This is a genomic window from uncultured Maribacter sp. (genome assembly GCF_963974015.1).
In the GTDB taxonomy this organism is placed as follows: domain Bacteria; phylum Bacteroidota; class Bacteroidia; order Flavobacteriales; family Flavobacteriaceae; genus Maribacter.
In genome coordinates, this window is record NZ_CAXBBZ010000001.1 from 580,975 (window position 1) to 595,455 (window position 14,481).

General features: G+C 33.6%; 12 protein-coding genes and 1 tRNA gene. 8 read left to right on the plus strand and 5 right to left on the minus strand.

The window, feature by feature from the left end; all coding sequences use genetic code 11:
- The first annotated feature begins 36 nt into the window (after positions 1–36).
- Positions 37–396 (plus strand): dihydroneopterin aldolase, encoded by a 360-nt coding sequence (gene folB, locus AACZ41_RS02485; RefSeq protein WP_339626161.1) that lies wholly within the window; start codon positions 37–39, stop codon positions 394–396.
- 102 nt (positions 397–498) lie between these two features.
- Positions 499–572: transfer RNA gene (locus AACZ41_RS02490), tRNA-Cys, on the plus strand.
- A gap of 77 nt (positions 573–649) precedes the next feature.
- Here AACZ41_RS02490 and AACZ41_RS02495 read toward each other — a convergent pair.
- Both AACZ41_RS02495 and AACZ41_RS02500 read right to left on the minus strand, forming a co-directional pair.
- A complete protein-coding gene (locus AACZ41_RS02495; protein WP_339626163.1) occupies positions 650–1,048 on the minus strand; it encodes a DoxX family membrane protein in 399 nt (132 codons plus the stop codon).
- Positions 1,049–1,054: 6 nt separating this feature from the next.
- Positions 1,055–2,215 (minus strand): DNA polymerase III subunit delta', encoded by a 1,161-nt coding sequence (locus tag AACZ41_RS02500; protein WP_339626165.1) that lies wholly within the window; start codon positions 2,213–2,215, stop codon positions 1,055–1,057.
- Positions 2,216–2,340: 125 nt separating this feature from the next.
- On the opposite strand from AACZ41_RS02500, the gene AACZ41_RS02505 reads away from it, so the two are divergent.
- The 3 genes from AACZ41_RS02505 to AACZ41_RS02515 all read left to right on the plus strand — a co-directional run bounded on the left by AACZ41_RS02505 (position 2,341) and on the right by AACZ41_RS02515 (position 6,294).
- Entirely contained in the window at positions 2,341–3,531 is a 1,191-nt protein-coding gene (locus AACZ41_RS02505) for a phosphoglycerate kinase (RefSeq protein WP_339626167.1), read from the plus strand.
- 150 nt (positions 3,532–3,681) lie between these two features.
- Positions 3,682–5,289: a LysM peptidoglycan-binding domain-containing protein gene (locus AACZ41_RS02510; protein WP_339626169.1), complete on the plus strand. Its 1,608-nt coding sequence runs from the start codon at positions 3,682–3,684 to the stop codon at positions 5,287–5,289.
- Between the two features lie 12 nt (positions 5,290–5,301).
- On the plus strand, positions 5,302–6,294 hold the full coding sequence (locus AACZ41_RS02515) for a DUF4837 family protein (protein WP_339626171.1): 993 nt from the start codon (positions 5,302–5,304) through the stop codon (positions 6,292–6,294).
- Between the two features lie 140 nt (positions 6,295–6,434).
- On the opposite strand, the gene AACZ41_RS02520 is transcribed toward AACZ41_RS02515, so the two are convergent.
- The 3 genes from AACZ41_RS02520 to tatA form a co-directional block, all read right to left on the minus strand.
- Positions 6,435–6,611, minus strand: coding sequence for a DUF6747 family protein (locus AACZ41_RS02520; protein ID WP_339626173.1), 177 nt, complete (start codon positions 6,609–6,611; stop codon positions 6,435–6,437).
- 331 nt (positions 6,612–6,942) lie between these two features.
- The gene (locus AACZ41_RS02525) at positions 6,943–9,399 is read right to left on the minus strand and encodes an OmpA family protein (protein ID WP_339626175.1); all 2,457 of its coding nucleotides are present in this window, start codon (positions 9,397–9,399) and stop codon (positions 6,943–6,945) included.
- Positions 9,400–9,742: 343 nt separating this feature from the next.
- Positions 9,743–9,928, minus strand: a complete 186-nt coding sequence (gene tatA, locus AACZ41_RS02530) for a twin-arginine translocase TatA/TatE family subunit (RefSeq protein ID WP_091625105.1) — start codon at positions 9,926–9,928, stop codon at positions 9,743–9,745.
- A gap of 441 nt (positions 9,929–10,369) precedes the next feature.
- On the opposite strand from tatA, the gene AACZ41_RS02535 reads away from it, so the two are divergent.
- The 3 genes from AACZ41_RS02535 to AACZ41_RS02545 are packed head-to-tail and all read left to right on the plus strand — an operon-like array spanning position 10,370 to position 14,481.
- Complete coding sequence (locus AACZ41_RS02535; RefSeq protein WP_339626181.1) at positions 10,370–11,239, plus strand: M23 family metallopeptidase; 870 nt, start codon at positions 10,370–10,372, stop codon at positions 11,237–11,239.
- 7 nt (positions 11,240–11,246) lie between these two features.
- Positions 11,247–12,752, plus strand: coding sequence for a GH3 auxin-responsive promoter family protein (locus AACZ41_RS02540; protein WP_339626183.1), 1,506 nt, complete (start codon positions 11,247–11,249; stop codon positions 12,750–12,752).
- A 46-nt stretch (positions 12,753–12,798) separates the two neighbouring features.
- Positions 12,799–14,481, plus strand: a complete 1,683-nt coding sequence (locus tag AACZ41_RS02545; protein WP_339626185.1) for a hypothetical protein — start codon at positions 12,799–12,801, stop codon at positions 14,479–14,481.

Below are 14,481 nucleotides of genomic sequence, written 5' to 3' on the forward strand. Positions count from 1 at the left end.
TGAGATTGATTAAGTTTGTTATCCAGAACATGAATAATGGGTAAAGTACAATTAGAAAATATAAAGGCATATGCGCATCATGGTTGTTTGCCGCAAGAGACCAATATTGGAAGTGATTATTTGGTTAATGTGTCGGTAGATACGAATTTATTAAAAGCTTCAATATCCGATCAGTTGAAAGACACGGTCGATTATGTTCACATCAATAAAATTGTCAAACAAGAAATGGCGATACCTTCTAAATTATTAGAACATGTAGCCAAAAGAATTATTGATCGAATATTTTTAGAACTTCCATCCGTAGAAAAATCAATGGTTTCCGTATCAAAAATCAACCCGCCTATAAACGGTGATGTTGAAAAAGTAACGGTATCATTGAATTTAAGTAGAGAGTAATTGGTTTTTTAAATATTAAATAATCAGTATTCCTTTATTTTCTTGGTTTTGTATGGCACTTGGAAAAGGATAATTGTTTATTTTTGCTATCCCTTAAAAAAGGGCATCGTGGCCGAGTGGCTAGGCGCAGCTCTGCAAAAGCTTGTACAGCGGTTCGAATCCGCTCGATGCCTCCAAAAAAAACCCTCCTATTTGGAGGGTTTTTTATTTTGTATCAATTTGTATTGTTAGTCTTCACTACGCTTAGCGACTATTAAAACTGCAAGAGAAATACCAATAGAATAGATGGTATAAAATATACTGCTATGGTTTTGGCCCCTTCGTAATCTTTGGCAACACGTTGTCCAAACAATAACATGAGTAAGGTTATACATGATAAAATTGCACCATAAATCGCAAAGAGCCTATCACCTGTACTTAAAAGTTGGTATATACCGATTAAACAAAGTATCCCAGCAACAACTTCTGTAACTAAAATTATACCGACCATCAAGGGTACTATGTTTTTAAGTGATGTTTTAGAAAAATGTTCTTTCAGCCATGAAACGTTTCCATTCCAATCAGAAATTTTGTCAAAACCACTTTGTAGAAAAGTAATTATTAAAAATAATAAAAGTAAAATCTCTGTTGCATGTTCTAAAATGTTTTTCATGGTAGTTTATTTAAGTTCGGTTTTTTTTCTGTGCAATAATCGCGTTAGTTTGATTGAAAGGTCGGTGAAAATGATTTTTGAATTTCCATTTCGTTCTATATGATATATAGCACCTTCAAGCTCCTTGGTTATATCTAAAATATTGTTTTCATGCACAAATGGCGCAAATTTTTTCAATTGAAATCCTTCTGCATGAATCTTTAAATAAGCAAGTTCCTCTGCACCATAATTTATCATTAAAGCTTGTCGCATTACTGTAATACAATACAGTAGAAAATTTTTCTGCGTTTCTCTTCCTGTCTTGGCAACTTCTTCGCTCCAAAGTATTAATTCATGAATTGCGGCCTTATTACCTTTTGCCTTAAAGGCACTGCGTACCCATTGTACAAACCAATTCTCAAAGACTAGATCTTCCGAATCATTATTCAACAGGTCTAAAGCTTTGTTGAAATTTCCGTTTGCTTCATGGGCTAATCTCATAGCTTCTGGTTTCGCGGCTCCTTTTTCTATTAAAGCATTTGCTATAGCATCTTCAGCCAAAGGGGGAAAATGAACCACTTGGCATCTCGATTTAATAGTTTGAATTATTTGTTCTTCATCTTCACATAAAAGAAGAAAAATAGTTTTATCGGGCGGTTCCTCAATTAATTTCAAAAGTTTGTTCGAAGCGGCCGTATTCATTTTTTCGGCCATCCAAATCAACATTACTTTGAAACCGCCTTCATAAGATTTTAAATAGAGTTTTTTTACAATATCTTGTGCTTCATCAACACCAATTTGCCCTTGCTTTTTTTCAATTTCAATATGGCGATACCAGTCAAAGAGATTGCCATAAGGCTGGTTTTTAATAAAATCGCGCCATTCTTTCATGTAATGGTTGCTAACCGCATGAGATTTCACTTTATCAGAATTGGCAACAGGAAAAGCAAAATGAACGTCTGGGTGGGAAAAAGAATTGAACTTAAGATTACAAGCTTCATTTTCTCCTTCATTCTCTCCATTGCGGTTTTGGCAAATAATGTATTGTGCATATGCCAAGGCCATTGGCAAAAGGCCACAGCCTTCTGGCCCAACAAAAAGTTGCGCATGAGGTATTCGACCTGCATCAGCACTTGAAGACAAGTGTTTTTTAATATGGGAAAGTCCTAATATATCTTTAAATAACATCGATTCAAATATAGTTGTTTTAAAGCATAACAAAATTAATGGAATTGAGCATAAATTATCCCGATTAGCACTTCAACCCAAGCCTATAAATCTTTACATTTGTTACTTAATAAAAGGAAAATCACATGAAAGTATTGAATGACTTTAATTTTGAAAATAAGAAAGCGTTAATAAGAGTGGACTTTAATGTACCATTAAATGATAAATTTGAAGTAACGGATACAAATAGAATTGAGGCAGCTAAACCAACTATAATTAAGATTTTAGAGGATGGCGGAAGCGCTGTATTGATGAGTCATTTGGGCAGACCAGAAGGCAAACGCAATCCTAATCTATCTTTAATCCATATTGTTAATGCAGTTTCTGAAATAATTGGAGTTGCTGTAAAATTTGTTGGAGATTGTGTAGGTGAAGAAGCAGAAAAAGCTGTTGCAGAATTAAAAAACGGAGAGGTTCTTTTGTTAGAAAATTTAAGATTTCATAGCGAAGAAGAGAAAGGGAATGAGAAATTTGCGGAAAAGCTTTCAAAACTTGGAGATATATATGTAAACGATGCTTTTGGAACGGCACACCGTGCTCACGCATCAACTACTGTGGTGGCAAAGTTTTTTCCGAATGCTAAGTGTTTCGGATTGTTAATGGCTAAAGAAATAGAAGCGATAGAAAAAGTAATGGCGACAGGTGAAAAACCTGTTTTGGCTATTCTTGGAGGAGCAAAGGTTTCTTCAAAAATCACTATTATCGAAAATATTCTAGATAAGGTTGATGACTTGATTATTGGTGGAGGAATGACCTATACCTTTATTAAGGCACAAGGTGGAAAAGTAGGAGATTCTATTTGCGAAGATGATAAGATGGACTTGGCTTTAGAAATTCTTGAAAAAGCAAAGCGAAAAGGTGTCAATGTTCATATACCCGTAGACGTAATTGCAGCAGATGATTTTGATGCCAATGCAAATACGCAAGTGGTAGATGTAAACAAAATACCTGATGGATGGCAAGGGTTGGATGCTGGCCCAGATACATTACAAAATTTTAAAAAGGTGATTTTAGCTTCTAAAACTATTCTCTGGAATGGTCCTATTGGTGTCTTTGAAATGGAAAAATTTGCAAAGGGGACTATTGAGGTAGGCAACTTTATTGATGAAGCAACAAAAAACGGTGCTTTTTCATTAGTAGGTGGTGGTGATTCTGTTGCTGCCGTAAAGCAATTTGGTTTTGAAAACAAAGTAAGTTATGTATCAACAGGCGGAGGCGCAATGTTAGAAAGTTTAGAGGGTAAAACCTTGCCTGGTATCGCGGCAATATTAGCATAGCAAAGGCGTTATCGATAAACGGGTTACAACGAAAAATTGTGCATTTTAAGAGAATTTATTTTATTCTCATTAAAAAATGTACGATTTTCGTTAGTTCCGTTAACAAATTCGCCTCTTATGAATAAATTCGCCTGCAAATATTTTTATTTTTTGGGATTAACTTTAGTTCCAATTTTGGGTTCTGCACAAAATAAGGATTCGGATACTACGGTTAAAGATTCTATAAGTGATAATTTAATTATTGTTGATGATTCTTTAAACAATGAAGTTTCTACTGCAATACCTATTGATCAAATTGAAAATTTAGCGAATTCTCCAATAGAAAAGCTAGTGTTGTTTAAGCCTACTGAATCTTCATCTTACAATCTTGAAGACAATGAATTGGCAGCCAAGTTTGATAGTCTATGGATGAAAGAACTTGTAGAAGCAGCCCCTCTTTTTGATGAAATGTATCAAGAAGTAATGGAGCTTGACACAATCTCCGATTTCGTTTTAGACTTGCCCACCGACACTTTAAAAATGCGTTTGGCAAGATTAAATGAAAAGACACCTTTTAATGTAGAATATAATGCATCTTTAGAGAGTGTAATTAAATCATTTTTAACAAGAAAAAGAGATTTAATGGAGCGTATGCTTACCATAAGTCAATTCTATTTTCCCTTATTCGAACAGCAATTAGATAATCATGATATTCCATTAGAAATGAAATATCTATCTATAGTTGAATCGGCTTTGAACCCTAAAGCTAAATCTCGAGTTGGTGCAACCGGCCTTTGGCAATTTATGTATGGTACTGGTAGAGAAATGAAATTGAACATCAATAGTTATGTTGATGAGCGAAGTGATCCAATAAAATCAACTGAGGCGGCGTGTAACTACTTGAATAGATTATTTAGGATTTATAATGATTGGGATTTGGCACTTGCTGCCTATAACTCTGGTCCAGGAAATGTAAACAAAGCAATTCGTAGAAGCGGAGGTCAAAAAAACTATTGGAATATTAGAAGAAACTTACCAAGAGAAACGGCAGGATATGTACCAGCATTTCAAGCTACCATGTATATTTTTGAATATGCCGAGGAACATGGATTAAAAACGAAAAGAGCAGAAAGAGCTTATTTCGAAACAGATACGATACATGTAAAAAGCTTGATAACATTTGACCAAATTTCAGAATTAACCGGCATCGATAAAGAGGAATTAAAAATATTAAATCCGTCCTATAAGTTAGATGTCATTCCTTTTGTTAATGGTAAAACTCATGCGTTGAGGTTGCCTGTACATAAAATGGGAAAATTTGTTGCAAACGAAGAGGCAATTTACGCACATGTAGAAGAAGAATTAAAAAGTAAGGAAAGTCCACTTGCAGAAATCACAAAACAAGCAGAACAAAATAGTATTCGTTATAGAGTAAGAGATGGTGATTTTCTTGGAAAGATAGCTGAACGTTACGGAGTTGGTGTAAGCCAAATTAAACAATGGAACGGTTTACGAAGTAATAATTTGCGTATTGGGCAACGTTTAACAATCTATCCAAGAAAAAATGCAACTGCATCTGTAAAACCTAGGGAAACGCCTGCTAGGAATGCTGTGGTAAGTAACTCAAAAACACACGAAGTAAGAAGTGGAGACTCTTTATGGACCATTTCTAGAAAATATCCTGGAGTTAGTATAGAAAATTTACGAAAGTGGAACGGTATTAGTGGTAATAATTTAAAACTAGGCACAAAACTTAAATTGTGTGACTGTTCTTCGTAAATTAAAATACCAATGAAAAAAAGAATTTTACTTTGTTTTTTTGCTATTCTAGGATTGTCAATTGCCTGTAAGGAAGAGGGCAAAGCTGATTATTTGCCAGAATCTGTAGGCGCAATGAATACGTTAACGATAGTAATCGATAATGAGCTATGGAAAAGTAGTGTTGGCGACGCAATTCGCGAAAATTATACTGCAGCAGCACAAGGCCTAACTTGGGACGAAGCGCTATTTAGTGTTACTCAAATTCCGCAACAAATATTTTCTGGATCTATTAGAAACACGAGCTCCGTTTTATACGTTATGCAAGATTCGTTAAATTTGGCTCACATGAAATCTAATATGTACTCTAAGCCACAAAAGGTCGGAGTTATAAAAGGTCGAAACAAACAAGAACTTATCGACAACATCAATAAGACTTCAGCCGAATTTATTAAGGATTTCAAAACACTTGAAATTTCAAAAGCGCAAAAACGATTTGAAAAATCATTAAATAAGGAGAAGGCTTTAGTAGATAAGTTTAATATTTCGATGAAAATCCCTTCTATTTATAGAGTAGGTAGAGAAGAAGACAATTTTGTCTGGATTTCGCGTGAAATCCAAAAAGGGAACATGAATATTATTGCCTATACCATGCCAGAGAATGGTTTTCAGAACGATTCTACTTTTGCGCAAGACATCATTAGAATGCGCGATTCTATAGGTGATCTTTTTATTAAAGGAAGTGATGTTGCAGGTAAAAATAATCACATGATTACAGAAAAGGCATTTACGCCATATGTCTTTCCTGCCGAGGTTTCTGGAAAAAAAGCGGCAGAAGTAAGGGGAATCTGGGAAATGTCCGCATACCCAATGGCAGGCCCGTTTTTAACGTATATCATAAATGATAAAGAAAACAATCGTAAACTTATATTAGAAGGTTTTGTATTTGCACCAGCGACTAAAAAGAGGGACTATATGTTCGAACTAGAAGCAATACTTAAATCTGTTCGATTTAACGTTGAATAGAAGAAATAATTAATTCAATTGACTTCAAAAACAAAGGCCCAGAAATTTCTGGGCCTTTGTTTTTTTAATCTTTAACTGTTGTAAAGATGTTCTGGATAGGTAGCATAATTATAGTAAAGTAAAAATGTTACTCTAATACTCTATATGTTACTAAAAGTAAACCCAGTAGATATTCTAAAAACTATTGCATAAATCGCCAAACCAATTAACACAAAACACAACCAAGAAAAGAGCTTAAAATAATTCTCAAGAATATAACTTCTCCAATTTCTAAACGCTTCTGTGTATATTTCTTTAACTAAAGTAATTTTTTCCATATCCTATATTTTAGGTGTTCCTGAAATATAAAGTTCCCTTTTAATTCTTCTTTTATTGAAAAGATTAGTTAAAAGGGGAATTAATACTACGAAAAGCATCTACAAAAAAACTATTTCTATGAAGTGTAAAACATGGCGGATTAAATACAAGAGTGAAGAAAGTGTCGTATTCGGTAAAAGGTATATAAGTATGGGCTAACGGCTAAATAAGGATAACAAAAAGGACTGTTTTGAAGTGACTATAAGAGTTTATGTATAACACCATAGGTCCTTTGTCAAAGTCAGAATATTTTAGTCAAAAAAACACCGCTTTTGGCGGTGTTTTTAAAGTTTACATATCTACGATAATAAATTCTGACCTACGGTTAAGATAGTGCTGTTCTTCTGTACAGCGAACAGAACCATCACAACCATTAAGTAATTTTTCTTCGCCATAACCAATTGCACTTTCTATTCGCGAAGGGTCTATACCTTGTGCTATAATATATTCCCTTGTTGATTTGGCACGTTTGTCAGAAAGGTATTTGTTATATACGGCATCACCTCGTGAATCGGTATGTGATTCAATTTTAATTATCATGTTAGGTGAATCGTTCATGAGAGCAACCAATTTATCAAGTTCTAAAGAGGCATCTTTTCGAATATATGATTTGTCGAAATTAAAGTGAATCATCTCTGTCTTCAGCTTTCTAATTCCGTTTTCAACTGCAATCATATCATTAAGTTTCCTCATTGAAACATCAACGTTTACGATTTCGTTATTTTTTGTTGCTGCATCTCTAGTGTCATCAAAGTAAGAACCCTTTGTAGTTTTTAGTACATATCTTTTATCCGATTCTAGATCTTCAAAAACGAAACTTCCATTTTCGTCCGTCTCCATTTCTTTAAGTTTGATGTTGTTCTCATCTAATAGTTGTACCAATGCATTTGGCATGATATCACCACCTACCAATTCCGTAACTATGCCGGAAATCGCGTTTGTATTCACTGGAATTTCCTCAATTTGTAATGTTTTAAACGAGTAAATATCATCATCACCCTTACCGCCCGCACGGTTAGATGCAAAGTATCCTTTTTGTGTATCCTCATCTACTATAAATGAAAAATCATCTTTTTTACTATTTATAGGTTTTCCAACATTTCTTACTTCTAGAAAGCCAACTTCATCATCGAAGGCAACTTCAAAAACATCTAAACCCCCTAATCCAACATGACCATCTGAAGAAAAGTAAAGTTTCTTTTCATTTATAAAAGGAAACATTTCTTTATGTTCTGTATTGATTTCAGGACCTAGGTTTCTTGGTGTAGAGAAAGAACCATCTTCTAAAACGTCTACCACGAAAATATCTGTTTCACCTATACTACCTGGCATATCTGAAACAAAATAAAGCTGCTTGCCGTCTTTGCTTAAAGCAGGGTGACCGGTTGAATATTCATCACTATTAAAAGATACTTCATCTGCCTTTGTCCATTCTCCATTTATTTTTTTAGAACGGTATATTTTAAGGTGGTTGATGCCATTTTTATCTCTTTTCAACTTTTTTCCATAATTATTTCTTGTAAAATACATGGTTTCATTATCAGGCGAGAAGGCTACCGATGCTTCATGGTATTTGGTGTTAATTTCTTTCGAGAACTTTATAGCATTCTTTAAATCTTGAGACTCTTCATTTACCTTGGCTACATACAAATCCAAATAAGGTTGATTATTCCATTTATACCGCCTAGTATTAAATATAGAGGAATCTTTTGCCGAAGCGTAAACAATTTCGTCGCCATTATAGAACATTGGTGAGAATTCGGAATATTTTGAATTAACATTAATATTTTTAACATCAAACCTGTCATCCATTCTTAAAAGACCGTCTAATACAACTTCATTTAATTCACTATTCTTTTCTATCTTTTCTCCTGCTAGTTTTCTATTGTATAATTTCATAAGGCGTTTAGACCTTTTGTAATTTCCGATTCCTTTCAGTGAATGTGCATATTTAAAAATATAATCAGAGCTCATTTCTGATTCATATTTTTCATACAAGATATTATACCATTTATAGGCTTTTTCCATATCTGTATTAAAATAATGCGCGTCACCTGTTTTTTTTAATACATCATAAGTGTAGGCTTCATTATTCTTATTTAGGGCAAGTTCATAAAGTTTTGCAGCCTCTGCGTACCACATCTTATTAAAGTACTCATCTGCTCTTTGTGTGAGGTTACTTTTAGATTTTATTTCAACTGATTTATGGGCAACATTTTTATTTGAAGTCAAAGTGCTTTGCTCAGAATTTTCTAAATTATCATAGGTAATATCTTCTAAAGGAATTAATTCGGAATCAGGTTCATCATTATCTATTTTAAGTATCCAGAATTCTTTATCATAACGATTGTGGAATTTTGTACTACAGTCTTCTAAAGCTGTCTCCCACGATTTATAGTGATTTAAATAAAGATAGAATAAATCGTTTTCGAGGTTTTGAAAATAACCTGAATCAAAGCCTTTTTTATTTAACTTTCGAATTTGAGATTTGAGATTTTTACTCTTACTAAAAATACCTACTATTACATAATAGCCATTTACAACTGCGTCTATATTGCTAAACGTTTTATTTGCAATACCATAAGAGGCTGAAACTCTTTCAAACGCTTCAGAGTCAGTTTCCTCAATTTCTATTAAGGTACTTGGGTCGTAATCGTTAGATGTTTGGTCAACAAGTTCAGATTGAAAACCTTGTGCATGAACAAAAAGCACAAATACTAGAAAAAATAAATTTATTAAAGCTCTCATAGACATATTTCTAAGTTGATTAGTATAGCTCAACTTCAATATTAAATATGGTACAGGGGGGTTAAGATTGTATTGATAATACCATATGTGTTACGAATTTAGCTTTAAAGCTTTTTTTCATATAGTATTTGTTGTGAAAGAAGTGTTTTTTGTCGTGTATTGACTGTTATCAGTAGCTTTGATATATGTTTAAACACATTTTAACCATGTATTTAAGTATTTAAAGGGCAAAATAGTATTGAGCTAAAAGTAATTTTAACTAGGCTTAAGTTAAAGACTAGTTATTTTTTGAGCATAAAAAAAGCCCTGTATTGCAGGGCTTGATAAAGTTTTATAAAAAAAATTAATCCTTTTTCTTTTCTTCTAATTGATCGTCCTCTTTAGAGGCATCTTTGAATTCTTTTATTCCACTACCTAAACCTCTCATTAGTTCAGGAATCTTTTTTCCTCCGAATAATAGCAGAACAACCACTACCACTAGAATTATTTGCGGAGCACCTATAGCCAAAAAAGTAGATAAGATTGTCATATGACTTTAATTTTAAATGGATTTCAAAGATACTAAAAACTTCTTAGTTTGCTGTTAATATTAACTTCAAGTGTTCATTTATTTAGAATAAAGCTAAATCTATAAACCAATTTGACGAACCCTAACTAATAAACCTTTTGGTATGATTAATATTTGCGTTCTAATTAGGCCCTGTCCGGTATTACAAAATGAGGTATTTTTTTTTGTAATCTATTCAATTAATATAATCTTAATCTTTTTAACTATAAACAAAGAATAGGTAATCACCTAATGTACAAATAATGGAATTTAATGAATTTTATTCTTTTTGAAGGGCAATTTAGGAGATTATGTAAACCAGATATCTATTAAAAACGTAAGTATAGTACTTTTAGACTTGTCTTGTAGAATTAATTATTTTAAAGAGAGTCTTAATTAAATTCTAAGTTTATCTTTGTTAGGATGGCCAAGAAAGTTAAAAAAAGAAAAGAAATAAAACGAAAGTTACTTCATAAGTACCGTTTGGTCATTTTGAATGAAAGTACTTTTGAGGAAAAAATATCTTTTAAACTTAGTAGACTTAATGTTTTTGTTACAGGGTCTCTTTTTATGATTACCCTTATAGGGCTAACTACTTTATTGATAGCCTTTACGCCTTTACGCGAGTATATACCTGGATATTCTTCGACACGGCTCAAAAAAGAAGCCACAGAACTTACGTATAGGACAGACTCTTTGGTTAGAACCTTAAATTATACCAATAAGTATTTGGATAATGTTCGAATGGTGTTAAAGGGAGATATAGAAAATACAGTTGTAAATAGAGATTCTCTTTTTCAACAGTTTAAATTAGATCCCGAATCTGTAGATTTAAATCCTATAAGGGAAGATTCATTGCTAAGAGCTGAAGTTGCACTTGAGGATAAATACAATTTATTTGAACGAACAATCGACAAAAAAAATCTGGTTTTATTTACCCCTGTATCAGGTGCAATATCTATGGGGTATAACCCGAATGAAAAGCATTATGCGGTAGATGTTACTGCTCCAACTGATAGTCCGGTAAAAGCTGTTGCCAATGGTACGGTCATTTTTTCCGAATGGACCGCCGATACGGGTTACGTGATTATTATCGAACACGAAGGTGGATTGTTGAGTGTTTATAAACATAATGGCTCATTATCAAAGTTTCAAGGAAATATTGTAAGGGGCGGTGAGGTTATTGCATCTGTAGGCAATACAGGTGAATTTACTACGGGCCCTCATTTGCATTTTGAGTTGTGGGATAATGGAACACCCATAGACCCTGTTAATTATATTGATTTTAATTAAAAATTAAATGTCTTTAAAGACTATAGCTGCTAAAATATTTGCTCATCGAATTGCTAAAAGGACCAGCAAGTGGGTAAACAAACCTATAGAAACGCAGCAAAAGGTTTTCGAAAGCCTAATAGAAAGTGCTGGTCAAACCAAATTTGGAAAGGACCATAATTTAAGTACCATTCGAACTCATGATGATTTTGTTCGAAATGTACCTATTAGAGATTATGAGGAACTAAAGGAATATATAGACTTAGTCGTGTTGGGCGAGAACGATATTCTCTGGCCGGGAAAACCTATTTACTTTGCAAAAACATCAGGAACGACATCGGGAGCAAAATATATTCCTATTACCGAGGTTTCTATTAAAGAACAGGTTAAGGCATCTAGAAACGCTATATTAAACTATATCCATGAAACGGGTAAGGCTGATTTCGTTTCTGGCAAAATGATTTTTCTACAAGGTAGCCCCGTTTTAGAAGAGAAAAATGGAGTTAAGTTGGGTCGACTTTCGGGTATATCGGCACATTATGTTCCTAATTATTTACAGAAGAATAGGATGCCTAGTTGGGAGACTAATTGTATCGAAGATTGGGAAACCAAGGTAGCCGCTATTGTGGAAGAAACCAAAGGTGAGGATATGACCGTTATTGCTGGGATTCCTTCATGGGTTCAAATGTATTTTGAAAAACTTAAGGAAAATACCAATCAGAATATTGGCGATTTGTTCAAGAACTTTGAGCTGTTTATATATGGAGGAGTCAATTATGAACCTTATAGAAAGAAGTTTGAAAAGTTAATAGGTAGAAAGGTTGCTAGCATTGAACTTTTTCCTGCAAGTGAAGGGTTTTTTGCATATCAAAATTCCCAAAAGGAAAATGGTATGCTTTTACTTTTAGAAGCAGGTATATTTTATGAGTTTGTAAAATCAGATGAATTTTTCGAAGAGAACCCGAAACGACTTACCTTAAAGGATGTTGAAATAGGAGTAGATTATTTAATGATCATTACTACGAATGCTGGTCTGTGGGCCTACAATTTAGGAGATACCGTTCGGTTTGTTTCTGTTTATCCCTTTAAAATTGTTGTTTCGGGTAGAATAAAGCATTTTATTTCAGCATTTGGTGAACACGTAATAGCAAAGGAAGTTGAAGAAGCTATGTTGGTGGCAACTAGCGCAACAGATGCCAGTGTAAGCGAATTTACAGTTGCCCCTCAGATTACGCCAGAAATAAATGAATTGCCATATCATGAGTGGTTTATTGAGTTTGAAAAGCTACCAAGCGACATGAATTTCTTTATTCAACAATTAGATGAGGCTTTGCAAAAGCAGAATAGTTATTATTATGATCTTATTGTTGGTAAGGTTCTACAAACTTTGAAGATTACACCAATTAAAAGTGGAGGTTTTCTATCTTATATGAAATCTATAGGAAAACTAGGCGGACAGAATAAAGTTCAAAGATTATCGAATGACCGAAAAGTGGCTGATGGTTTGGCGAAGTTTAGCACAACTAAAATCTAGCTTTTTATTAACAAATATTAAATTGTAATTTTGTTTGAAATCTTCCATGGGAAAAGCAATCACTACAACTAGAGCTCAAGAATCCACAAATGCTATTGAACGTATGTATATTACTATGCGGCATCTTTTTAATAGGGGCTTTTATAAGCCGAATGGAGTCTCTGGTGAAGCTTTAAAAAATGCATTATTACAATTAAGACCTGAAATTTATGGATCGGTCGCTGAAGAAAAAGCCGAATTAAATGGCCTTATCTATGTTCTTGAACGGTTGCCCGAAGGCATTGAGCAATGTACTTTTATTAATTTAACATCTGATGAAGGTTATGGTGCTTCCCATATCAATCCTATTATCCCGCCAAAGAGAAGAAGAAATTGTTATCGTATCGATGATGAGCAGATGAATATTGAAATTACTAGAGGTCGTTCTGACATCTATGATATTTTGACCCACTTAACCTTTTTGTTTATTGAATCAGAAAAAATCTGTAATCGAGTTTTAATACCTGAAACAGAAAAAACAATAAGAGATTGGACAAAGCTTGAAAATGCTGTTAATAAAGAAGAATTAACTCAAGAAGAACGTGAAATAGCTCTAATTCATACGGCCAATATTTTAGGAAGGTCTTTTGAGGAAATATTAGAGGTTTATAAAAAGTTCAGTACTAAAACAAACCCAGAGAGATTTTTAAAAGTAATTTACTGGCTTGGAAAGCTAGCGCTAGAAGAAGAAATTTCTGGTGAAAAAAGAGCTATTACATTTAGTGCTTTATTGAGAGAGCGATTGGGGCATCATATTCATGGTGAAATTTGGGCAAATAATATTAAAAGTGTTTTAGTAAAACATAATTTACAACATAGACCTATTCATATTATATCCGCAAATATGCATAGTGTTATGAATTCACTTTTTGCAAAGGCGGCTTTAACTAGCGAATTTTCAGACGCAGACTCATTAGATATATTTGAGGCACTAAGTAGTCCTGGTAATGCTGAATTAAGGAAGAAAGTAACTGAGTTGGCAGAAATCAATGGGATGATTTCAATCGATGATACCTCGGGTACCAATATCGATGTTCAAATTTTTGATACGGCGAAGATAAAAGTTGATAACTGTTCGTACGAATTTTCAATCGAAGAGATTGATAAAAAACCTGTTATATTTGTAATGGACTACGCATTTGGTGAGCAGGCTTATGAAACAATTGACGAGTTGTTAAAACCATATATCACAAAAAAGAACAATGGTTCTTTAATTAATGTAGATTCAGTTTCAATAATGGGTAAAGCAGGTATACTTGAAGGCGGAAAAGGTGATTTGATGATTCCATCGGCACATATTTTTGAGGGAACTGCTGATAATTATCCTTTTAGGAATGAGTTATGTGCCAAGGATTTTGAAGGATATGGACTTAAAGTTTTTGAAGGGACTATGGTAACTGTTTTAGGCACATCGCTACAAAACAAGGATATTTTAAAGTTCTTTCATAAGTCAACTTGGAATGTTATAGGACTGGAGATGGAAGGCGTGCACTATCAGAAAGCGATACAATCAGCATCGAAAATAAGAAAGAGTATTAGTGAAGATGTCAAGGTTAGATACGCATATTACGCATCAGATAATCCTTTGGAAACAGGCAGTACATTAGCCTCTGGAGGATTGGGTACAACAGGAGTTAAGCCCACGTATCTAATTACCGATAAAATTTTAAAACAAATATTTAATTCATAG